General features: G+C 61.9%; 23 protein-coding genes. 3 read left to right on the plus strand and 20 right to left on the minus strand.

Annotation, left to right across the window (positions count from 1 at the left end):
- Window positions 1–311 precede the first annotated feature (311 nt).
- From K5Q19_RS09555 to K5Q19_RS09650, 20 genes are all read right to left on the minus strand, one after another.
- Window positions 312–3,092, minus strand: a complete 2,781-nt coding sequence (locus K5Q19_RS09555; protein ID WP_292944072.1) for a conjugal transfer protein TraG N-terminal domain-containing protein — start codon at window positions 3,090–3,092, stop codon at window positions 312–314.
- Window positions 3,093–3,121: 29 nt separating this feature from the next.
- Window positions 3,122–4,576 carry a conjugal transfer protein TraH gene (locus tag K5Q19_RS09560; RefSeq protein WP_202184362.1) on the minus strand — a complete coding sequence of 485 codons (1,455 nt, stop codon included), beginning with the start codon at window positions 4,574–4,576 and terminating at the stop codon, window positions 3,122–3,124.
- Window positions 4,576–5,382: a conjugal transfer protein TraF gene (gene traF, locus K5Q19_RS09565; protein WP_292944082.1), complete on the minus strand. Its 807-nt coding sequence runs from the start codon at window positions 5,380–5,382 to the stop codon at window positions 4,576–4,578. Before traF ends, K5Q19_RS09560 begins: the two co-directional genes overlap by 1 nt.
- Complete coding sequence (locus K5Q19_RS09570) at window positions 5,379–5,756, minus strand: hypothetical protein (RefSeq protein WP_292944085.1); 378 nt, start codon at window positions 5,754–5,756, stop codon at window positions 5,379–5,381. Before K5Q19_RS09570 ends, traF begins: the two co-directional genes overlap by 4 nt.
- 2 nt (window positions 5,757–5,758) lie before the next feature.
- The gene (locus tag K5Q19_RS09575) at window positions 5,759–7,522 is read right to left on the minus strand and encodes a conjugal transfer protein TraN (protein WP_292944089.1); all 1,764 of its coding nucleotides are present in this window, start codon (window positions 7,520–7,522) and stop codon (window positions 5,759–5,761) included.
- A complete protein-coding gene (gene trbC / locus K5Q19_RS09580; RefSeq protein ID WP_292944092.1) occupies window positions 7,519–8,256 on the minus strand; it encodes a type-F conjugative transfer system pilin assembly protein TrbC in 738 nt (245 codons plus the stop codon). Before trbC ends, K5Q19_RS09575 begins: the two co-directional genes overlap by 4 nt.
- A 15-nt stretch (window positions 8,257–8,271) precedes the next feature.
- Window positions 8,272–9,297 carry a conjugal transfer pilus assembly protein TraU gene (gene traU / locus K5Q19_RS09585; protein ID WP_292944095.1) on the minus strand — a complete coding sequence of 342 codons (1,026 nt, stop codon included), beginning with the start codon at window positions 9,295–9,297 and terminating at the stop codon, window positions 8,272–8,274.
- Complete coding sequence (locus K5Q19_RS09590) at window positions 9,287–9,565, minus strand: hypothetical protein (RefSeq protein WP_292944098.1); 279 nt, start codon at window positions 9,563–9,565, stop codon at window positions 9,287–9,289. The genes traU and K5Q19_RS09590 overlap by 11 nt, the downstream gene beginning before the upstream one ends.
- A complete protein-coding gene (traW, locus tag K5Q19_RS09595; protein ID WP_292944136.1) occupies window positions 9,562–10,158 on the minus strand; it encodes a type-F conjugative transfer system protein TraW in 597 nt (198 codons plus the stop codon). Before traW ends, K5Q19_RS09590 begins: the two co-directional genes overlap by 4 nt.
- 56 nt (window positions 10,159–10,214) lie before the next feature.
- Window positions 10,215–10,736 (minus strand): S26 family signal peptidase, encoded by a 522-nt coding sequence (locus K5Q19_RS09600; protein ID WP_292944101.1) that lies wholly within the window; start codon window positions 10,734–10,736, stop codon window positions 10,215–10,217.
- Window positions 10,723–11,295 carry a TrbI F-type domain-containing protein gene (locus tag K5Q19_RS09605; RefSeq protein ID WP_292944104.1) on the minus strand — a complete coding sequence of 191 codons (573 nt, stop codon included), beginning with the start codon at window positions 11,293–11,295 and terminating at the stop codon, window positions 10,723–10,725. Before K5Q19_RS09605 ends, K5Q19_RS09600 begins: the two co-directional genes overlap by 14 nt.
- Entirely contained in the window at window positions 11,292–11,645 is a 354-nt protein-coding gene (locus tag K5Q19_RS09610; RefSeq protein WP_292944107.1) for a hypothetical protein, read from the minus strand. The genes K5Q19_RS09605 and K5Q19_RS09610 overlap by 4 nt, the downstream gene beginning before the upstream one ends.
- Complete coding sequence (gene traC / locus K5Q19_RS09615; RefSeq protein WP_292944110.1) at window positions 11,642–14,188, minus strand: type IV secretion system protein TraC; 2,547 nt, start codon at window positions 14,186–14,188, stop codon at window positions 11,642–11,644. Before traC ends, K5Q19_RS09610 begins: the two co-directional genes overlap by 4 nt.
- 6 nt (window positions 14,189–14,194) lie before the next feature.
- Window positions 14,195–14,869 carry a hypothetical protein gene (locus K5Q19_RS09620; RefSeq protein ID WP_292944113.1) on the minus strand — a complete coding sequence of 225 codons (675 nt, stop codon included), beginning with the start codon at window positions 14,867–14,869 and terminating at the stop codon, window positions 14,195–14,197.
- The gene (locus K5Q19_RS09625; RefSeq protein ID WP_066214299.1) at window positions 14,866–15,702 is read right to left on the minus strand and encodes a DsbC family protein; all 837 of its coding nucleotides are present in this window, start codon (window positions 15,700–15,702) and stop codon (window positions 14,866–14,868) included. Before K5Q19_RS09625 ends, K5Q19_RS09620 begins: the two co-directional genes overlap by 4 nt.
- 10 nt (window positions 15,703–15,712) lie before the next feature.
- Entirely contained in the window at window positions 15,713–17,005 is a 1,293-nt protein-coding gene (locus tag K5Q19_RS09630; RefSeq protein WP_292944118.1) for a TrbI/VirB10 family protein, read from the minus strand.
- A gap of 5 nt (window positions 17,006–17,010) precedes the next feature.
- Window positions 17,011–17,811: a type-F conjugative transfer system secretin TraK gene (locus K5Q19_RS09635; protein WP_292944121.1), complete on the minus strand. Its 801-nt coding sequence runs from the start codon at window positions 17,809–17,811 to the stop codon at window positions 17,011–17,013.
- Complete coding sequence (locus K5Q19_RS09640) at window positions 17,808–18,371, minus strand: type IV conjugative transfer system protein TraE (protein WP_292944124.1); 564 nt, start codon at window positions 18,369–18,371, stop codon at window positions 17,808–17,810. Before K5Q19_RS09640 ends, K5Q19_RS09635 begins: the two co-directional genes overlap by 4 nt.
- A gap of 1 nt (window position 18,372) precedes the next feature.
- Window positions 18,373–18,657 carry a type IV conjugative transfer system protein TraL gene (gene traL, locus K5Q19_RS09645; RefSeq protein WP_292944127.1) on the minus strand — a complete coding sequence of 95 codons (285 nt, stop codon included), beginning with the start codon at window positions 18,655–18,657 and terminating at the stop codon, window positions 18,373–18,375.
- A gap of 85 nt (window positions 18,658–18,742) precedes the next feature.
- Complete coding sequence (locus tag K5Q19_RS09650) at window positions 18,743–18,994, minus strand: hypothetical protein (protein ID WP_231729329.1); 252 nt, start codon at window positions 18,992–18,994, stop codon at window positions 18,743–18,745.
- Between the two features lie 422 nt (window positions 18,995–19,416).
- Between K5Q19_RS09650 and K5Q19_RS09655 the strand changes: the two genes are divergently transcribed.
- The 3 genes from K5Q19_RS09655 (at window position 19,417) to K5Q19_RS09665 (ending at window position 20,755) form a co-directional block, all read left to right on the plus strand.
- Window positions 19,417–19,791, plus strand: coding sequence for a hypothetical protein (locus K5Q19_RS09655; protein WP_292944130.1), 375 nt, complete (start codon window positions 19,417–19,419; stop codon window positions 19,789–19,791).
- 45 nt (window positions 19,792–19,836) lie between these two features.
- Window positions 19,837–20,331, plus strand: a complete 495-nt coding sequence (locus tag K5Q19_RS09660) for a hypothetical protein (RefSeq protein ID WP_156445415.1) — start codon at window positions 19,837–19,839, stop codon at window positions 20,329–20,331.
- Window positions 20,332–20,479: 148 nt separating this feature from the next.
- Window positions 20,480–20,755 (plus strand): hypothetical protein, encoded by a 276-nt coding sequence (locus K5Q19_RS09665; protein ID WP_292944134.1) that lies wholly within the window; start codon window positions 20,480–20,482, stop codon window positions 20,753–20,755.
- The last annotated feature ends 178 nt before the right edge of the window (window positions 20,756–20,933 follow it).

A 20,933-nucleotide genomic window follows, 5' to 3' on the forward strand; every position in this document is an offset into this window, starting at 1 on the left:
TGGGGTGGGGCATGCCCCACCCCATGCGATCACCTCAATCTACACCAGAAATTACACCACGAGCGCGGACGCTAACCTGTCGATTTCTCGAAACGGGCAATCCCTGACGATTTGACTGGGAATGGTGATCCAGATTTTTTGAAATCACGTATTCCAGAAAACGATGCCCACTCTCATCTAAATGACCACCGCCAAAGCAGCGTTGGACCTTGGATCGTGATCTTGGTTTCCATCGGTTTCATCGCGCTCGGCTTGCTTAGCTGGTAGCTGGTCGATCCCATATTGGGCGCCGCTCCAACTTCCAATCTGCTCTATCGCTGATCGCGATCATAGAACCGTTCATTGAAGCGATCCTCAGCATCGCCTGAAGCGGAACGCCCCTCGTCAAATTCCTGACGCCGCTCACCAAAGCGGGTGCCATTGGCTTCGTAGCGCTCCTTCAGGCTCCCCTGCCCTTCGCTTATCCGAGCACCAATCGAGCCATCGGTCGATCCCTCCCCAAGCTTCCGCGGGGATCCGCCAGATCGCTGCGGCGTCCGAGCCCTAAGGTCAGATTCAGTGAAGCTACCCGGCCCAGCGACGTTGCCGGTAAGTGTTCCCTTGTCCGGGATGATATCATTGAAAGGTGCCACCCGCTGATCGTAGTAATCCGAGATGATCTCGCGCGCGACAAGCTCATAGGCGGCCTGCTCTTGCGGACTGTAGTCGGTGCGAGCAAGGCTGGGGGCAGTGATCCCGAGTTCGGCTGCTTTTTCCTGATAGCGGCTTGCCACAATCTGGCTCATGTCGAAGGCGAGATTGGCGCCATATCCCTCCCGTGTTGAGGTGCTGTCGGTGAGTGACGTCGCCAGCTCATCAATTTGGGCAATCCGCTGATCGATGCGCCGGATCTCCTCAAGTGCGCGCTCGCGTGAGTAGGCGTTCTCGGAATAGCCCTCGCTCCGGCTGAAGCTTCCGCTCTGAGCATAGCTGCCACTGTCTTGCGTGGCATTTGAACCATTCGAACGATTGTCCGATGTCGAGGAGTCGAAGCCCTGCGTTTCGTTCCGATCATTTCCTCGGGAGACAACGTCCGTACGTTGGCGACTGCCGCTGATGCCCGCCTGGACACCTCCATTTGCACCCACACTACCCTTGCCTCCAAGTCCGCCATCGCCACCTCGAGAGCCGGAAACGCTGCCGGACAGCCCGATGCTACCGCTGCGGCTTGTCTCGAGACGATCAATGTTGGTTTGCTGATCTCCCCTCGAGCGCGTGACACGATCGCTTTCGCTGACGGTGTCCCTGGCATCCAGCGACTGATTGTCGAACCGCTGCAGGTTCTCGCCCGAGCGATACCCGGACGAGCTCTCGCTTCCGCTGGAGTTGCGCACCCCGCTTGTTTGCCGCGTCGACGCGCGGTCAAGGAAGGCAACCGCACGCGACCGTTCCTCCGAAAGCGTATTCCGCGCCGTCTCGAGTTCAGAGAGGGTCTGCTGCCGCTCGGCATTGGCGAACTGGCTCAGCGATGCGCCGAACGCCAGGCGACTCATGCCCGGCGACGTGTCAAAGACGCTGGCGCCATCCGTCATGGTTTTCGTCGTCGTCCCGTTCGCATTGACCGTGGAGACAACCGGTGCCCCGCCAGTAAAGGATGGCGCGGCATTCCATTGTTCGGACTGCCGATTAAAGCTCGACAGGTTCATGAAGCTCTCATTCCCGTAGGAATAGTTGCCGGTCGTACGCTCGACTGCGGCAGCTTCGGCTGCCGCCTGCGCCGGTGCCAACATCGAGGTCGCTTGCGACGACACCGCCATCGCCCCTTTCGCCATTCCAGCAGCAAGGAAGGGGATCGACATCATCAGAAAGCCCGCGATCGTCGCGGTATCGGCGTTGACTGCATCGACCCCCGCCATGCCGGCCATCGTAATGCCGCCAGGCGCGGTCGCGTTCAGGGAGTCGGATGCACGGTCCATGATGAACATGTGCAGGACCACATAGAGGGGGCCCCACGCCGCAAGATAGAAGAAGCCCGTGAAGTAGCCCTTGAGCGCCATCGTCCCGGTCCGCGGCATGAGAAACAACGGAAAGATAACCGGAAACATCGCGTAGAAGACTACCGTCAGGACGATGTTGAGCAGCGGCACCCATGTCATCGCCTGCTGTGCGATCGAGGTATAGGTGTTGCGTGCCTGCTCCTCAGCCCGAAGCATTGCAAAGGTATCGCCATCGGCCGCTCCAAGGTTGGCACGCGCCTCAAGAAAGGCGTTCACCAGCGAACGCTGCTGAAAGATCTGCTGGGCAGTCTGCGAGCTGCCGTGGAACTGGTTTGCTATGACGGGCAAGTCAGAGACGAGCTTCGCCCTTGCCAGCGCCGGCGTAAGACCCGGAAACAGCTTACGCCCCTCCTGTTGCAGACCCAGCTCTGTGTAGGCCGCAATGCCCGTCTGAAGCTCGTTATAGGCATTCTGGCATGTGACGATGGTGGGCGGCCCGCCCGCCGGCAGAAACTTCATAGCGCGCGCAGGAGACCCCGGCCCCATGTCCGCAAGAATGTTGTTCGAGTTGGCGATGGTGTCGAACGAGGTGTGCCCCAGCAGAATGTCGTAGAACAGGCACTGTTTGAAATACTCGCCGAGGTTTGCGCTGATGCGCGGATCCCGGATGTGGAAGTCGCGGGTGCGGTCCCAAAGCCGGGCCCCGTAGATCATCCCGTTGGTCGACATCTGCAAGGCACCAGGCATCACGAAGACCGTCTCGGCCGTGCGTGTTAGCCAGTCACCGGCCTGGCTACTGACCGAGGCAATCATGGCCAGACCGATGGGCACGTTCGCAACGGTCGCGGGTGCAAGCGAAGGGTTGAGGCGATCGGTGATCCGGACCGAAGTCACGGGTACGACCAGCACGCCATAGATCAGCGTCGCGCCGAGGAACCAGTTGAACCAGGCACGCCAGTCGAGACTGAAGGCCACGATCAGAAGAGTGTAGATGAGCCCGATCACCATCACGACGCGCAGCAGGGCGCGAAAGCCCCCTCCCCCGGTCCAGGCGCTGACCGCGTTGAAGACATTGACGAGATACTCGCCCCCGCCGATCGTGAAGATCTCCATCATCGCTCGTCCCTCCTGCCGCGGGGTCGGACCTATTGCAGGCCCTGGTTGGAGAGGGACGTACTGAACCGCAGCGCAGCCGACATCTGAGGCGAAAGGTTGTTGCGGAGCGTACCCTCAAGGAAGACGGCGCGCTGGACGACGTGCTGGGTCCGCTCAAGGCGGAGGTTCATGCCTTGCGAATAGGTATCGAGCACCTGACGAACCGAGACGATCTGCGCCCGCCACTGTGTTAGCGCTTCCTCATTGGCGTTCTGGAACGAGCCGACACCGCGCGAGGCGTAGCCATAGTATTGCTGCGCCAACGCATCGAGCAGGTCCATCGCGACGATTTCGGCAAGATCATTCATGTCGTTGGCGGTCATGCCGCCAAGCGTTGCGGCCGCGTTGACGGAGATGATCTTGTAGAGCGGAATGGTGGTCGCCCCGAGCAAACCGATTTCGTCAGGCGTGAGAGCAGCGTTGCTGCGCACCTTGCCGTTCATGCTCTCGATCATTGCCCGCACTCGCGGCTTGAGGGCCTGCGAGGCAGATACAGACATGCTCTGCGTGGTGGGGTTGAGGCACTGGTCGCTCGTGTCGCACTTCAGCATCGTGACCGAGCCCCCGCCATCGAGCAGCGCGGTCAGCAGAGCCCGGTCTCCCTGCCCGACGAATTGGTAGCCGCGTTTGCCGCTGGCATCGCCGTCCTGGTAGAAGATGACCGTGCCCACAAAGGTCATCAGGTACTCGCGGAAGTTCACCGAGAAACTGGGGTAGCTCTGCTTCAACATTTCCCAGGTGAAATTGTAACTGGCCGCCGGAATGGCGGGATCCTTGTTCGCCTTCAGGGTCGCCTCGCGCTGACCGCCCGTCCCGCATTCATGGCGCCCCTTGGCCCAATCCGAGAACAAGCCCTGGCTGTTCCCGATCGACTTGCAGATCTCCGAGGACATGCGATCGGACTTGCCCGACAGGCCGCCGACGAGGTTTTGCGCGGTCTCGCAGCTGTTCATGTTGAACTGGTTCATCTGCTGCGCCTTCTGGGCCATTTCCTCGATCGTGGCGGAGATCTGCGGACTTATCGACTTGATCGCGAGCTGGAACGCGAACCCCAGCGCATTGTTGGCTGTCGCCTTGAGCATCGCCACAATCTCGTCCGAGTTGATGAACGAGAAGGAGCCCGAGAAGACATCGATGCCGCCACAGCCAGCCTTGACCGAGGGCAACTGGAGATTGACCGGGTTGACGCTTCTTTGCGGGAAGCGGGTCCAGATGTTACCGCCCGAATAATAGCCAGCAGACTGACCCTGGTAGGCTACCGGCCCGGTAGCGTTTGCAGCAGCGCCCATGTCATTGAAGAAGCTGTTAAGCTCAGAGCCGACATTCGCGTGAACGGGGCCACCGGCCATGCTGGCAACGGCCAGCGCCGACAGGGCAATGCCTGAGCGCCTCAGGATCGGCGCGAGCAAACGGCTCCCTAAGGCTTTCATGGGCTTGTGTGCCATCAGTAGTCGCTCCCCGGTTCGATCTTGGTCAGATAGAAGATGCGCTGCATGACCTCGTCGGCCGCCATCACGCCGTAACCGATCGGAATGGGCTGCTTTGTCTGGGTGTCGAACAGAACGAGCGCGGGGACGGTGCCGCCCTGCAAGCCCATGCGCTGGTACTGGCCGCTGTCGACCACGAAGTTGGGGAATGCCTCATTGGGGCCGCCGTCCATCGAGACTGCCAGAACCTCGAGGCCGTAGCTGTCGGACAGGGCCCGCATAACCGGTGAGAATGTCCGGCAGGCAGAGCACGACGAGGAGTAGAAATAGAAAACGCCATAACGCTCGGTGAGCGCGGCCATCGAGCCCTCGCGCTGCTGGCGCCGATCGGTCAGCCATGTCTGTTTGGCGAGGGTCGAGACCGGGCGCTCGAGGGTGTAATCGAGCTCGGGGTTCTGCCAGATTGCCCGGCTCCAGACGTCGGCGAAGGTGGAAGCACGATCGAGCTGCTCGCGCTGGAAGCGGATATAATTGACGATGTTCTCCGAGGTCGGCTCGAGGATCGCGCGCGCCTTGAGCTCGTCGAGCCGGCGGGTAATCGCCGCCATACGATCAACCGCAGGCGGGCTCTGTGCAGGCTGCTGCTGCGCGCGTTCGCGCGCCTTTCGTTTGGCCTCTTCCGAATTGCAGTAGAACCAGGTGCCAAGTTTGCGCTCGTCGCAATAGAACGCATCGCGCGCCGCTGGAGGGGCACTCTGCGCCAGCAAGGGAGCGCCCGCCGCTACGCCGAGGGCGGTCAGGGCCAGGAAGAAGGGCTTTGTCATGGGCATTGTCCTTTCCCAAAGTCGAACATCTGGAGGAGGAAGGCGGTCTTGAAGAGACCGCGGCCGCGGTCGATCATGCGGATCATTCCCCCCGAAAGGGTCGTCGTCGCTGCGATCCCAACTTCTGTCAGGCAAAGGGCGCATTCGCCCGCGTCCGAACGGCGCGCCCAATCCTTTTCGAGCAGCCGCGCAATCGAGCCAGCGATCTCGCTCCGCGTTGCCGGGCACAGAAACCAGTCTTCGATCCGCGCAAGAAGATCAGCCTCGGTGCGTGCAAGATCGCGGCCGATTGCCACCGCCACGGCCAGATCGAGGACCTGAGCGGATGGGAAAGGACGCGCCTTCCCGAAGGGCAGGACGGTGGCTCCTGTCATGATCAGTTTCCTCCATGAGAGGTGTAGTAGCTCTCGATCTTCTGCTGGATCTGGAGCGACAGCTCGATCTCGCTCGGCAACTTGGCGGCGTCGACGAACTCGGCGTAGACCTCCCGGAAATCCATTCGGCTGAGATCAAGCTTCTGGAACTGGGCAATCAGGAAGCCCTCGCAGTCAGGCTCCTTGGGTGTACCCCACTGCATTCCGAGCTGGGCTTTGCCCTGCTGATTAAGGATGCGGACAAGCTTGCTGCCATAGCAGCAGTAGGACTGCTTGCGGGTCACGCAGACGCCGAGCACGCGAGCCGAGCAATAGGTGCCGACAAAGTGGCACAGACCAGCATCATCGCGCTTGTCGACCTCACGGTCTTCGCGGTCGCAGAGGAAAGGCGTCAGGAGCGGAATGCCCTTGCCACTGCAGCAGTTCGAAAGACCGAAGATCTTTCGTGTGCAGCGCAGATGCTCGCCGCTGAAAATCTTTAGCCTGTCGGGGTCAAAGCCGTCGCGAAGGTTCCCCATGACGTTCATGGCGACCATCGCATCCTTGAACTCTGTCGAGGCCTCACGCGTCACCTGCGTGCATTCGCCGTCGATGCAGTAGAGGTCCCCCGCACAGACATAGGCCGCGGAGGCGGGGGTGCCCGCTTTAGGAAGCGTGCACTGATACCAGCGGTCGTGGACATTACAGGTCACGCCGTCGGGATCGAAGCTCAGGCATTCATCATGGCTGAACCTGCAATCGGTGCGTGCTTCCAGCGCAGCGCAATCATTGGCCGGCGCCACGCCCTGACACTGATAGGTGCGCTGCCACTCCCAGCAGCTTCGCGTGACCGAAAGACCGCCCACCACCCGCGTCTCACCGGGGGCCGTGCAGACCTCACTGGCAAGGGTGCAGGTGGCGCCATTGGTGGCACTGCGGCAAGCCGCTTCGTCAACTGTTTCGCTGACGACCCGAGCACTGTTTCGTTCGACTCCGCCCGGCACGCCGCTCAGCTGCGAAGGGCATTGCCAGACCTGGCGGTAAATCGGCTCACCGGGCTCTGAACACCATTTGCGGCCGTTATCCTCTGCTACCCACTGGAGGCACCTCTGGCCGATGCGCACGCTGCGCTCGAGGCTGCAGGAACCCGAACCTGGCGCATTGGCAAGCACCGGACACATCTCGTTGCGCCCGGCGAACTCCTCGGTTTCGCAAGCATATTCCCAAGAGCGCCGCCCTTCGGTTTGAACGCTGAGCGCGGCGGTGCAGGTCCGCGGCGCATCAAAGGGCTGCGACCCGCTGTTGCAGCTTTCAAGATAGCTTGTTGCGCCATCGCCGCCCGGCGGAAGCGGCGAACAGGTGTTAGCTTCCCCTCCGATGCCAGGGCTCGCACCCAGAAAACGGTCGGGATCGCCTTCAATCGCCGAGGCTGAGGACAAATCGATCGTCGCTGGATCGAACACTCTGCGGCGAGGATCCACGACCGTCCGATATTGCTCCTGATAGCGCTGGGCCTCGCCAGCTGTAGTCAGGCCTATTGGATCATCAACATAGCGCTTGGCCGGAATCTCCGTTCCGCCAAAGCCCGGAACCTTGGCTTCACTGCCGGCGCTCAGGATCGTCGAGGATTTACCATCGCGAAGGCTGCGTGCCATCGCCTCGCCGTCTTCGCGCGCATCACCGGACGTCATCTGCGCGTGGGCGAGATGGCCGGACGCGGCCAACACCAGCAGGATCGGCAAAATCCAGGTTAGACCTGAGCGCAGAGATCCGCGAGCTGGGTTCACCGCACCTTCCTTATGTTGGCGAGCGCAATGCGCGACACCGCAGCGCCCGGGCCATTGGCCTCGGCGAAAGTCTCAAGCACGTAGGACACACTGACATTTCCGGAGATCCGGTCATGCGGAGGCGGGGTGGTGACACAGTCGAGCTGATCGCAAGGCTCGAAATCGGTGGAGACAGCCACAAATGTCGGGACCCTGTCGACGCCGAACGAGCGGAACAGCCGCGGATCGATCGCGACATTTGTCGCCCCGGCCTGATCGACAACCTTGCGAATACCAGTGATGAAAGCCTGAGGATTGCCGGAGGAAAACCCCCGGAAAACCACAACGCCGCCGGCCTTCGTCGTGTCGGCGATGAGCTGCGAGAGCGCGTCTTCAGGCATCGACAGGCTGGCAAAGGCGATGAAGAGCGGCGCGCCCTTGGGCTGCACATGGCCAACCTTGGCGCCGTTCACGATGGCATCGAAATCGATGGGACCCTTTGCCTCACCAGCACCGGAAACCCCAAGATCCCGGACCGCACCGTTCGCTGCATCGACAACGCTTTGTGCTTCGCCGCGGTGCGCCTCGCTCCTCGCGGTAGCGAACTCGAACAGCGCCTGAGCATCTGCTTGCGCTGCATTTCCTCGCGCTTCGATCGCCTGAATATCAAGGCCCTCGACGGTCTGCGCGAAGACTGCCACCGCGCAGCCTGTCAGACCGAAACCTGCAAGAGCGACAGCAAGTGTACGGTTCACTATCTCCCTCCCTCTCTACAGGACGCAGCAGTTTCGTTTGCGCCAGACGAGGAAACCCACATCCTCCCCCTTGACCGGGTAGACTTGGCCCGCCTTTGGCAGGAGCGTCGTGGCGCCGATGGGCGAACAGGCCTCACGTCCGCTCACCATGGCCGTGGGGTTCACCTGCTGCAGCCGGTACTGGCTCTTCTTGAGGATCGGCATGAGGTACTTGGAGCACAGCGCCTTTGGACCGCTGGTGCCCCAAGCCAGACCCTGCCGGTGCATTTTGTAGATCATCCGCTCAGCGGCGAGCCGGGCCGATTGCTTCATGCCAACATTCGCGCCGATGTTGCCGTTCATCGGGTACATCGGTCCCTGGCAACCCGAGCACCAGAAGAGCTCATCCATCGGCAACTTTGCGCTCGCTGAAATACAATCGGCTGAACACGCAGCCTGTGCGAGCGGCGAGGTGAAAAGGGCTGCTTCGGGATTGAGCAACGTCGTGAGCTCATCGTCCTGCCAGAGCGGATCGATCTCGCTCAGATAGGCCACATCAAAGGAACTCGCCTCGAGGCAAAGGAAGTCCGTGACCACCTCCAGCCAGTAGAGCAGCGGGTAGATGTAGTAATGGACGTGGTACTTGGCGCTGTTCTGGGCCTGACCGCCGACCTGCGAAGAATCCGAGGCATAGCCGTTGCCAATCGAGAAGCCCGGATTGAGTTTGATCCCCCCGAGATTGGGGAAGCACCAGGGCTTGGTCGTGACGTCGACAAGCCGCACCGGCTCCCAGAAACCCATCGCGAGACCAATGCGCGGAACAGGTGTGCCGCACGCGCAGATCGGGAGATCGGGATTCTTGGTGTCGGCGCGGGAGGATGGCCAGATCTTGAGAGAGCCGAGCGAAAGCGGGAACATGCATCCCCAGCACACATCGGTGACAGGATTGACGAAGCTGCCCGAGCATCGGCCTGGCCCGGTTGGAAGACCTTGAGCCGTTGCCGGCGTTGCCAGCGCGGCTACCAGCAGAGCCACGATGGGAGCCAGGAGCCTAAGCAGCATCTTGGTCCTCCCTGCCCTGCATCAGCCAGGCATCGTCGGCCGCATTCTTGGCCTTCAACCAGAGCCAGCCCTGAACGAAGACAAAGGTGAAGGTGGCGCCCAGCCAGGGAAACGCCAGGGGTCGTGCCAGGGTGCGAAGCTCGCCAAAAAAGAGCACTGTTGCGGCGAGCACTGCGCAGCCCATGATCACCCGAACGCGAGCGCCAAGCAGCGTCGGGGTTTCGGGGGCCGCGAGCGGCACAGGCAAAAGATCGCGCCACCCGGTCATGTCGGCTGACCCTTGCGGCGGATCACATGCTCGGTGACAAGAAGCAAATCGCCCTTGCGCTCGACAACGGCGGGCGTGTGGCGGATCCCGAAATGAGTCGTCAGACGCCCGTCTTGGTCGAAATAGAAGCGCCGGCGATGCGTTTGCATCTGGGTGAACGGCGAGCCGTCGACGAAGATTATCTTGGCCGCTTCTTCGCCTCCCCGCTGCATGGCCCATGCGAGCTCTGCAGAATCGTTGCCGTTGATGAAGACGAGCTTCTTCGAAAGGCCCGACAGGGCCAGCGGATTGACGCGCTGACCTGCAACCGCAATGAGATTGCCCCTGTGGTCACGAATGTCGTTCTCCACCACGATGGCTGGATCAAATTCCCAACTGCGAACTTCGGTTGCAGCTGCAATGCCGGCAACCGGCACAGGCTGCATCACCCGCTGCTTGACCTTGTCCGCGAACTGCCGGTTGAGCGCGTCGAGCTTGCCACTCGCCTGCGCGGCATCGAGGCGGGTCTTGATCACGGCCAGGAGGTCAGGCTCGATAACGGGCCAGGTCTGACCCATCTGACCGTGATCGACGCCCGCGCGAATGGGCGACATGGGCGTGCCTGCACCGATCGCGAACGGCGCCAGCAGCGCAAGAAGGATCCCACGCTTCACAGGATTGCCCTTCCGGTGCCGACGAGACGGTCGCGGCAGACAAAGCCGATATGCGCGTAGCGGCTGTCGAACCCGTCCTTGTGCGAGGTCGCGGCAAAAATGCACCCCTCTGGCACTATCCCCAGCGGCCCTTCCTCGAGCGGGTCACCGCGCTTGGTTGCAGGCTTCAGCGATGCGATCCGCTGACCATTGACGAGGACGTCTGCGCCGCGCCGCGTCACGACATCTCCCGGAAGACCGACCGCGATCTTCGCAAAGGGAGGAGGGTTGGTGCCGAAGTACTTGGCTGTCATCCGGTCATGGCCCGGATGGAAGATCACGTAGTCACCGCGCTTCGGGAAGCTGCCGCTTTCGACGAGGAAGGCCCAGTTCGGAAGTGAGTCCGAAGCATTGATCATCAGGGCGTGCGTTCCGCTCCACCCGGCAAGTGCGCTGAACCCCATCGCTAGGGCGCTCAGCGCCGCGATGGCTGCGAGCTTCTGCGCCAACGACAGGCGCTTGGACTCAGTGCGCTCCACCGCCCTGCCCTCCGCCATTCGCGGCCATGAAGGCCTGCATCTCGGATTCGACCCGGGCGGCATTCGCTGCGGAGCCCTTTGGTCTCACTCCCGATCCCATGCCTTGCATCGCTTGGGCAGGCGTCGGCCGCGGGACCTTGGCATAGACGGCAGCCTTCACGCTTTGCGTCACGTCCGGCACGTTGCCGCCAACGATGGCCTCGTGAACCAGCACGACCTTGCCGCTTTTGGAGAGGCTGGCGACCGTTTCATCAAGTGCCGCCATGAAGACGGCCGTCTCACGTGCAGCCGTGGTTTCGTCCGCACTCGAACGGGACTGCGCCTGAAGATATTCGCCGATGATCCCCTGAAGCTGCAGCTGGACAAACTCCTGCCTCGAGTCCGGCGACGATGCGATGTTCCGTGTCACCCAGGCGCCCCAGATGAACATGGCAATGCCGGCTGCAAGCAAGACCAGTTCCCGGGGCGACATGCCAGCGAACCGGCGTTGCAGGAGCGATCCGGTCGGCTTTCGTGCCGGGGCCGCCGCTGGAGGCAGCTCATCGAATAGGTCTCTCATTGATCTTCTCCCGTGAGCTCCGTGAAGGGGATGAAGGCAGCGCGAAGGCTCGCGCGGCGAAAGAAGGCGGTCAGCGCAAGAACGACGACGAAGATCGCCAGCACGATGGCTTCGAACTCACCCCGGCGGGCGGCGTCCGCAGCGGAAAACCGGGATGCAAGATTGCCGAGTTGCAACACCAATCCAGCGAAGGTGAAGCCGCCGAGGGCAAAGAACACGAGCAGCCCTGCACCGATCGCCGCAAGCAGGGTCGTTGCGCCCCACCCCGCAAGGCGTAAGGCCACAAACAGCGCATCCTGGCCGCGCTGGACAAACTCGGCCCTTTGTTGGGAACGAGACAACGCGATCATTCCGCCGCCTCCGCCTGCTGGTATCCTTCGGGAAATGCGACGGCCTCGATCGCGTCGTGCATCGGCAGCCCGCGCTCGATGTAAGCCTCGATCCGCGCGAAAACGTCAGGGCTCGATGAGTAGAGTGCTGCTGAATAGCGGTCGAGGACGAGCCGTCCGATGCTTTCGGTATCGGGTCCGCGGATGAAGATATCCGAATAATCGGTGCCATTGCGCTTCAGCGAGCGCAGCAGCGCCTCGGTGAGGTTGTCCATCTCGAAGCGATCCGAGTTGCGGAAGTCCGAGATGGTCTCGCCCTTCTGTTGGAGGATCAGGAACCAGTCAGAGTTTTCGAGCGCGGCCCGCGAGCCTTCCGACTTGTAGTAATCGTGGATCGACTGGGTGGCCGTAATCAGCGCGCCGCCGTACTTGCGGCACGTGCGCGAATAGGTCTCGACGAAGTCGGCCATCGCACCGCCCTTGAGCATCTGCCAAGCCTCATCGATGATCAAAGGCTTCGGTGTGGCGCGATCCATCCGGCGCATGACCTGCGAGGCGATGAACATGATCGACGTGAGAACAACGCCGCGCAGCTCCTCGCGGGTCGCAAGATCAGAGAGCTCGAAAACCGTCAGATCAGCGGACAGGTCAAGGTTGGCATCGCCCAGAAAGAAGCGGCCGAAAGTGCCCTTGGCCGCGAACGGCAGGAGCGAGGTAGCCAGATCATAAGCACAAGGGTGCTGGGCCTCCCCGAGCGCCGCGATAACATGGTCGACTGTCCCGTCACGGCCATGCTCCTCCCAGACGAGGTTGACCGCCTGGTCGATAAGCCCCCGCTCGGTGTCGTTCAGCCGGTTCTCGTTACGCGCCATCTGGGCGATGATCGATTTGAGCATCGCGAGGCAGTCGACCAGATAGTCATCGTCCTCGCGCGCAAGATGCTCATCGATCATCCGGAACGGGTTGATCGAGATGCCCGAGGACAGCTTGAACTCGGTGAACGTGCCGCCAAGAGCCTTAGCCATATGCTCGAAGCTGCGGCCATCGTCGATCACGATGGTCTTGGCTCCAACCCCTGCAAAGCTCGCGGTCAGATCCTGGAGGAGAACCGATTTGCCCGAACCGGACTTGCCAGCAATCGCAACATTGTGATTGCCGGCAGTATTCTGGAACGGCGACCAGAACTGTGGCTGACCGCGCCTGCCAATGAACAGCAGATGCGGAATATTCCCCCCGACATACTCCCCCTGGATCGGCGCGATCGCTGCAACATTGGCCGAGCGCATCGTCCGCAGGCGCTTCATGCGCTTCAGATCATGGTCGAGCCCGTCGGCAAGCAGCAGCGGGAAGTGCGCCATAAAGGCGGGCAACTGGATATGGGTCTCGTCGATCAGGTCCCATCCCGTGGCCTTGTAGAGCGCTTTCAGCGTGCGCTCACAGGGCTCGCCCCGGCCCTTGGGCGCAATGATCGAGACGGCATAGTAGCAGGAGACCAGCTTCTCGCCCTGCTTGACCCTGTCGGCCACGAATTGCCATTCGGCGGCCTCGGTGCGCAGCTTGGGGACGAGCTTGACGCCCTTGCCATCTGCCAGCGACGTCGTTCGTGCGAACTTGTACCCTGCCCTTGCCTCCGAGGATTCCGGGCCCGGGATGATCCCGCAGACCGTCTGAAGCACCGGGCAGGGAAGACTGAGCTTGGGATTGAAGATATCGCCAATGATCTTCTGGGTATCCCAGGGTGCCCAGCGATCAGGGAATCCTCGCACGGCCATGGTACGGACGTCGAACCGCTCGGGCACAAAGTCCTTCAGTTCGGGGACACCTGATGCGACCGCCCCCGTCGGCCGCAGCGATTGAGCATGGAGGACAAGGCGGTCCTTCTCGACATGCGTCACCAGGTCGCGCCGGACACATTGCTCGTTGATCGGATCGAACCGGTTGTAGTCAGGGACCTCGTCTCCGGCACCGTTTGATGGCGCGAGGATCTCGTCGAACAAGCGGATGAGATCGATCGGCGCGAACTGCCGGACCGGAACGTTGATCGATTCCAGCGCCGAAATGATCCCGTCGCGCATCGTAACGAGGTCATCATTGGTGAGACTGGACCCTTGCCCAATGCCCACCGACATCACGACACGGAAATTGCGCACGAAAAACGGTCCGTCGCTCGCAAGCGTTGACCAGGCACCACCGAGCAGTTTGTCGAGGCGGTGGCGCGCAAGTGTCCTGAAGACGCCCGAAGCCGTGAAGCGGGGCAGCGCCCAGGAATGCAGCATCTCGGCTACCCTGGGACTTGAGAAATTGGTCACGCTGAACCGCGTTCCGGGCTGAAGAATATCGGAGAAGATCGTGCCGATGATCTCACTGACCCGGTCATTCGCGCCCACAAGCGGTGCAAGCTCGAGAATGAAGCCCTTCGAACGGACCTGGTGAAATATGCGCTTCTCCTCGTCGAAAGAGCGATAACCCAGAAAGTGCGACAGCATCGGAACATCGGGCGCGCGGGCGCTGCGCTCCGGCTTGCGGCTATCTCCCACGACGAGATCGACGATCGAGCCGAACATCGCGCCTCACTCCACCACGCCGCTAAAGGCGGCGGGCTTGGACCGAGCGCGGGAACCCTTGGCAGAAAGCTGCTGCGCAACCTCCGCCTGGATCTGGGCGATCGGATTCTCCGCGTCGGCCGCGGCAACCTCAGTCTCAACCGCACCCTTGCCAGGATCGGCCTTTGCCTCGCGCCCTTCCGGCAACACCGCCAGCACGGGTGGAGCGCTTTCGGCTGCGGCAAGAAGGCCGCGACTGCGCGCGGGCTTGGAACCCCGCCGGGCAATCTGCTCCATCGCATCCCCGCGCCCGGGAAGCAGCGCTTCGGTGCTCACGACCCGGCGCGCATGCGCCGTCCCGCTCGCATCGGTGAAACCAGGGAAGACGACAGAGAGCTGATAGCGCGGCGCGCTGCGAGCCACAGGCGCTGTGCTTGCCAGATGCGTGTCATGGACAGGTGCATCGATCCCGTCGTCCATCCGGAAGGGTCCGGCAGGATTGAGAAGGTCGGTCGAGCTGGTTTCCTCGATCCGGGCAAGCGCACTATCGTCGATCACGGACGATGGCGCGCAGAGGCCGTCGGGCGCGTTGCAGCGGAAATTCGCACTGACATTGGTGCCAAGCGTCGAGCAACCCGACAAAAGGCCCCCGAGAACGGCGGCGACCACAGCAGCGTGCGGGCGCAGATTCTTGTGCATCATGATGCTTTTCCTTCGATCCAGCTGAGCAGGAAGTCGCGCGGGCGGTAGCCATGGAGAACCGCGCCATCTTCGCGGACGATGACCGGCGTCCCGCTGAAGCCGTGCTGCCTTGCGAAGGCCTCGTTGGCATCGAGCCCGCTGGTGTCACACGATCCTGCAGATGTGACCGCCCCGCCCTCGTACGCCTGGGTTACTGCCCGGCGCCGGTCGGGTGCGCAGATCACGGCCTCCGAGATTGGCCTTGTGCCGAGCACCGAGATCGGGCGCTCGATCACCTTGACATTGAGGGTCCCCAGCGTCTCGTGAAGCCGCTTGCAGTAGCCGCAGCGAAAGTCGCTGAAGACCGTTATGGTCCTGGTTCCACGGCCCATCACGATGCTGCCGTTCTTCGGCAAGGTCGCAAGGGCTGCCGGATCAATCCGGGCATCGGCTGCTGCAGACGGCGAACCAGTAGCGCCTGCCTGCGGCTTGGCCTCGGGCTCATCGCTTGCGCCGGCACCGCCGACAAGCATGTCCGGGTTCATCTGGAGGAGACGGGCAGCCGTGAGGTCCTGTTTGGTCTCCATGTCGTAGACGCGCCCGATAATCAGGTAGCGCGCGCTATGGTCGATGTAGAACAGGTTCTGGCGGGCCTGGATCTCGCAGACGCCGTCGATGGACTTGCAGTCGATCGCTGTGATCTCGGTCTTGGGCAGGCGCTTGGTCAGTGCTGCCTGGATCGAAGCGGGGTCACTCGCCGCCGAGGCATGAGCAACGGCCGCGATCGCGGCTAAGCCACTGGCTGCCAGTCCTCCGGCTGCCGCGATCTGCCATGTCTTCCATTTACGCTCCATGGTGGTCCCCTCAGTTTCTGATGAAGGTGCCGTCGAGGAAGACGACCTCGACTGCGGCCCCGGTGGGCATCTCGACAACCGGCTGATATTGCTCGGCGCGCTCGATGAGATATTCAGAGACCGTAGTGCCGGCCTGCTGTCCGCCGCCGCCCAGGGCACGCAGCCCGATTTCGCCAGCGCCGGGAGTCCGTCGGCCCTCGCCCGCGATGATCGGCTGATTGAACCCTTCACTGAGCGCGTTACCGACGCCGCTCACGAGACCTGCCAGAAAAGCCTGGGTGGTCAGCGAGCCCTCGCGGCTGACCACGCGGCCGCGGACGCCCACTTTGCCGCCGAACGCGATGAACCCCTTGACCTCCGATACCGCAAAGCGGCCGCCCGGCTGCGCGCAGGTCATGCGCTGGAGCTTCACATAGACCTTCTCCGAGGAGAGGTCCCCGTAGGCTGCGCCGTTGACCATGCACCCCTGCACCCGGGTCGCGAGGAGCTTCCCATCACCGTAGACCGAGCGCGCTGGCCCGGTGATCCGGAGCAGGACGGGGAGCGGATCGCTCTGGCTGCGCGTATTGGTCGTGGCATCGACGCCGACCACCACCGTTGCCTTGGCAATCGAATTCGGGGGCAGATAGTTGGGCGAGTCCGTATAGACGGCGGGCGACTTTGTCGGGTCGATACGCGATGCCGTCCCGCTTGCTGACGTGAACGAGACCATCTGGACGTCGCTACCGCGGCGCACGGGCGGGGCTTCTGCCGCTCCGGCCTCTGGTGACGTCGGCACGCCCATCTCGCGGGCCGCCGCGACAGGTCCTGGCGCTGTGGGTCGCGTGTTGCCCCTCTGGACTTGCTGGCGCAGTTGCTCGTTCTCGCGCTCGTAGGCTTCCAGGACACGCTGGCCATCGCGCGCCATGGCCGCATTTTCGCCGCGCAGCGCCTCGATCTCGGATTGCATCTGGGCGAACTGCGCGCCCTGCGCCTCAAGGCCCTTGAGACGCACGTCGGTCGAGTTCATCTCGCCCTCGTACATCGCGACCCATTCCTGATCGACGCGCTGCCGGTTCAGAAGTGCATCGGTCGAGACAGTTGTCTTGGCCCCCTTCTCCGTCGCCTCTTCGATGGTCTCCTCGGTATCGAGAACATACATGGCCCCAGCCACCGCGATCACGCCGGCAAGACCGAACATCAGCATCTTCTGCCGCTTCTGGACCAGTGAGTTCTCTGCAATGGCACCACTCGCATCGAGGGTGTCATGTTCCTCAGCCTCGCTGGCATCGAGGTCCTTGGGTTTGCGCTTGGGGAAATCCATCTGACTTACCCTCCTGACGGTACGACGACGTAAACGGCGGTGGCCTGGCCGCTGGCGAGGTTGGGATTGGAAATGCTGACCGCGATGGCGCCGTCTCCGGCGATGATCTCTTCCTTGAGCGTCATCGGCTCAGAGCCATTGTTCTCGATGCGCAGGACCTTCCCGGTCATGGTCGGGCTGCGGTATTCGCTGACCAGCTGGACCTTGAGATCGCCGACATTGACCGGGGCACGGGCAGCATCGCTGATCTCGAAACCCGCAACGCGGCGCTGCTCGAACATGGCCCGGACGAGCGAGACCGCACGGTCATCGAGCGTTGCAGAGGCCTCGATCGACTGCGGCGCACCCTGTGGGTTTTCGAGATCCGCATTGGCGACGAAGACCTGCAGCGCCGCTTCACCCGATACCTCGCAATCGAACTTGTAGACGAAGCCACGGCGCGTCGTCCCGAAGAACGAAATCTTGCGCTTGGAATAACCGTCCGGAACGGAAAGATAGATGTCGCCGCGGGTCGGCTCGTGCACGATCGAGAAGTCTTCCTGCGGAACACCCGTCTGGACACGCGAGACCGAGACGAACTGGTCATCCTTCAGCGAAATGCGGGTAAGGTCCGACTTCGACGCCTGGCAGCGCACCTCGCCATTGTCGGCTGCCAGAATATGCTCGTCGGCGAGAGCCGGAACGGCGGTCAGAGCGAGCGCACCGCCGACCAGTACGACCCCGCACAAGCGAAGGAGCTGGCAGTCGATGCGGGAAGCGAGGACGCTGCCGGTCGCAATCAGCAACGAAGGCACAATCGGGTTCATTGTTCCTGCTCCTTCTTGACGACCACGCCAAAGCCCTTGAGGCGGAGCGAGACGCCGGTGTGCTGCCAATGGAATTCGAAGATCTTGTGCTCTCGGCGGACGTCGCGCGATCCGACGATCGTGTGCAGCACGCCGCCGACCTGACTGGTCAGGTTCTCGGGGTCCGTGCGGATCCAGTCGATCGTGATGAACTGGGTGACCTGCGAGTCCTGTTGCTCATCGATGATCTTGAGAAGGTTGGCCTTGAGCGGACCGCGCGCCTCGGGCGCGGCAATCGCAATGAGCCCGTCGAGCCAGTACTGCAGGTTCTCAGGTGACCGATTGAGCGCGAGCTGTGCCGTGTCGCGGGTCACCGCCTCGAGATATTCGGGGCTGACCGCCGCTGAGCTCAGCACCATTTCGCTGGGGAGGATCGGCTGAAGGACAACCTCCCGGTCCCGCGTCGTTGCCGCGACGAACATCACCAGCACCAGGGCGCCCAGAATGATGCAGGCCAGAGCCAGAATGTTGCGCTGCTTGAGGGTCCGCTGCGACGCCTCGTGTGCGAATGAAAGTTCCATGTCAGCCCGCCATCACACGCAAGTGGGAAGGCGGAGCGACCTTCAGACCGAAGAATTCACCCGGCAAATACCAATAGGCGAAATGCAGGACCCAATACATCGAGCGCCCAGCTTTGAGTTTGCGGTACCCAAGCCATGCAGCAACGGCCAGAAGCAGGCCTATGACAACATGCTGCGCCAGAATTCCCCAGGTGAACGGAATCACCAGTACGAGGAATTCATCAAGCGACCAGAACCCGATCAGTTCGGGATCGTCGAGATGCTTTGGAATAGAATACTTGTCCAAAGATCGTCTCCGCCAGAAAGGTTTGCTGCCATTCCCATGCCGGTGATGGAGCAGCGCCCCCGTTCGCGATGACCTGTGCTCTCGCTCAGATCGTCGCTGTGACCGTGGAAGTGACGATCGGCACGCCGGTGCCAGCGCCCACGCCGACGCCGACGGGGATCGCGACCTGGCCGAGCGAGAAACGCCCGCTGGCCATGGCAACGATACCGCCGGCGAGCGAAAGCACCGTGATGATCCGTCCGCCCGACCCCTGAAGGAAGCCGGTGAACCGCGTGAGCGCCGTATTGAACGTGGCGTCCGTGCCGGCCATGGCAGCTTCGATACCGAAGACGCTCATGGCGGCGGCGACAGCAAGGGTGACGGCGAACGTCCCCCCTGCCTGCTTGAGATCGTGGACCTTCATTGTCTTCCCCTTCTGGTTGACCAAATGACGCAGTGCGTCGTCACCAAAGGGGCCGGAGCCGAAAGGTTTTCTCAATCACTGTTGTGTAGAGCGAAGTCGGAGAAGTCGGCGAATCACTGTTTTTGATGCCGGGTGGTCCGATTTTTGATACCGGGTGGCTCGATTTTTAGGACCACGTGGTCATGGATTCAGGACCACGTGGTATCACCAGCACGCCACCCTGGTCCTGAATCCCTGACCACGTGGGTCTGTTTTTCATACCACCGGTCCGAATCGTTGCAGCTGCTCGGGGAGGCGATAAGGAACCGACGCCAAGGGGCCCCGATCAGTAGCGAACAATGGCGGGAGGAAACGCAATGGCCAGCGGAAAAGAGGTCGTCCACGAACTGCTGGTAAGTCGGGATGCTTTTGTGATCATTGCGGACGCCATCAAGTGGCTGACAATAGAACGGTCGAAGTTTCAGCGCCTTAGAGATGTGATCACAGATGTGATCCGCGCTCCAGACCTTTCCAATCAGGAATTGCTTGCCGCATTCAACCGGCACAGGCCCTGCGATGGACGGGTTAGGATCTATCTCAGATTAAGCGGCGCTCTGAATGCCGAATTTGACACCCTCAAGGGCCGCCTCGGAGAAGTCACGGGAGTCCAGTGCGGTGTGCGTGAGACGGTGATCTTCTGCGCCCTCGCCATCAGTCTGCGCCAAATTTCTCTTGCCAAAGCCGCGTTTTAGAATTCACATCATGCAGTTGCATAGGGAGAATTGACGGAGGCAAGGATGGGTCAGGGGGCGAACCCAAACGAGCGCAAGAGCTGTCACAAGCTGCAAGCCGAGTACGCCGATTTGATCAGGTACCAGATGAACCGGCAGGGCGTCAGTCTCCGTAAGCTTGTCGATGAGGGGATCATCAAGAGCAGCCACCGCAGCGGTCTGTTCGAGCGCATCGCCGATGGCAGTGTGTCGACAGCCGAGTTTAACCGGATCAACGAAAGGCTTGGCATCGATCCCGTCAGAGCAGCGATCGCAGTCCACTGCTTTGTCAGCCCAGAGTCCTATGAAGACCCCTGCTGCGAAACCTCTGCCCAACTTGCCATTGCCCTGGCGCTCCAGCTCAGCGAAGAGATGGCCGCGTGCGATGGGACTTTTGAGCCGATCCGCGAAGCCCTTTGCCACGGCATCGCGCAGCGCACCTCGAGCGCTATAGCCAGGCACCATACAGCGCTGGAAGCACGGCGGCACGACCCTGCGCTGTTTGACCGCTCATTCGGCTGAGCAAGCGAACTGCAGCATCAGCCAAGCGCCCACGCTTAGCAGAAGCGTCGCAGATCCATTGGTGATATGGTCAAACAACTTGGAATATGTTCGCCGCCAAGCGCGCGTTGCGGAGCAATCGGCTCGAGGATCAGGGACCAGTCTGCCGGTGAAGCAAGAAGCGCTCATTGCCTGGACATCGCTCTATATTGCGGTCGGCATCATGGCGCTGATCTGCGCCGCACTTTCGACAATCGTGACCCTCGATGACTGGCGAACTGGCCGATGGGCTCCCGCCTGCACAAGCACGCTCGACAAGGCATTGTTTCTCCCGAAGCTCTGGCTGCGCTGGCAAGCGAACTATCTCACCGGCACACCGGTGATCCTGGCTATCAGCCTCTACTATGCCTCCAGCATTGGTTTTTCAGTTTTCTGGGACATCTGACCGTCCAGCGAACGCGAGAAGGCTGACCGACCTGAAGGGGTTCTCCGCTCCAAGTCGGGCAAGCGAAACTGGCGCGGCAGAGCTGCCGCTGAGCGATGCAAGGTAACCCTGCGGTGAGGGCCGCCTTGCGCTGATTTGCTGACGTGCCGAGAAGGCACCGGTGCAAGCGCTGGTGCTT

Source organism: Novosphingobium sp., assembly GCF_019748365.1.
Taxonomy (GTDB): domain Bacteria; phylum Pseudomonadota; class Alphaproteobacteria; order Sphingomonadales; family Sphingomonadaceae; genus Novosphingobium.

Bases quoted from the DNA above. Each gene is read 5' to 3' on its own strand.
- K5Q19_RS09650 (WP_231729329.1), bottom strand. From the start codon at position 18,994: ATGAGCGTCTTCGGTATCGAAGCTGCCATGGCCGGCACGGACGCCACG.
- K5Q19_RS09560 (WP_202184362.1), bottom strand. From the start codon at position 4,576: ATGGCACACAAGCCCATGAAAGCCTTAGGGAGCCGTTTGCTCGCGCCG.
- K5Q19_RS09610 (WP_292944107.1), bottom strand. From the start codon at position 11,645: ATGATCGCGTTGTCTCGTTCCCAACAAAGGGCCGAGTTTGTCCAGCGC.
- K5Q19_RS09590 (WP_292944098.1), bottom strand. From the start codon at position 9,565: ATGACCGGGTGGCGCGATCTTTTGCCTGTGCCGCTCGCGGCCCCCGAA.
- K5Q19_RS09625 (WP_066214299.1), bottom strand. From the start codon at position 15,702: ATGGAGCGTAAATGGAAGACATGGCAGATCGCGGCAGCCGGAGGACTG.
- K5Q19_RS09620 (WP_292944113.1), bottom strand. From the start codon at position 14,869: ATGATGCACAAGAATCTGCGCCCGCACGCTGCTGTGGTCGCCGCCGTT.
- K5Q19_RS09570 (WP_292944085.1), bottom strand. From the start codon at position 5,756: ATGACAGGAGCCACCGTCCTGCCCTTCGGGAAGGCGCGTCCTTTCCCA.
- traW (WP_292944136.1), bottom strand. From the start codon at position 10,158: ATGTCGCCCATTCGCGCGGGCGTCGATCACGGTCAGATGGGTCAGACC.
- traC (WP_292944110.1), bottom strand. From the start codon at position 14,188: ATGTTCGGCTCGATCGTCGATCTCGTCGTGGGAGATAGCCGCAAGCCG.
- K5Q19_RS09630 (WP_292944118.1), bottom strand. From the start codon at position 17,005: ATGGATTTCCCCAAGCGCAAACCCAAGGACCTCGATGCCAGCGAGGCT.
- K5Q19_RS09660 (WP_156445415.1), top strand. From the start codon at position 19,837: ATGGGTCAGGGGGCGAACCCAAACGAGCGCAAGAGCTGTCACAAGCTG.
- K5Q19_RS09655 (WP_292944130.1), top strand. From the start codon at position 19,417: ATGGCCAGCGGAAAAGAGGTCGTCCACGAACTGCTGGTAAGTCGGGAT.
- K5Q19_RS09635 (WP_292944121.1), bottom strand. From the start codon at position 17,811: ATGAACCCGATTGTGCCTTCGTTGCTGATTGCGACCGGCAGCGTCCTC.
- K5Q19_RS09555 (WP_292944072.1), bottom strand. From the start codon at position 3,092: ATGATGGAGATCTTCACGATCGGCGGGGGCGAGTATCTCGTCAATGTC.
- K5Q19_RS09605 (WP_292944104.1), bottom strand. From the start codon at position 11,295: ATGAGAGACCTATTCGATGAGCTGCCTCCAGCGGCGGCCCCGGCACGA.
- traF (WP_292944082.1), bottom strand. From the start codon at position 5,382: ATGACAAAGCCCTTCTTCCTGGCCCTGACCGCCCTCGGCGTAGCGGCG.
- traU (WP_292944095.1), bottom strand. From the start codon at position 9,297: ATGCTGCTTAGGCTCCTGGCTCCCATCGTGGCTCTGCTGGTAGCCGCG.
- K5Q19_RS09640 (WP_292944124.1), bottom strand. From the start codon at position 18,371: ATGGAACTTTCATTCGCACACGAGGCGTCGCAGCGGACCCTCAAGCAG.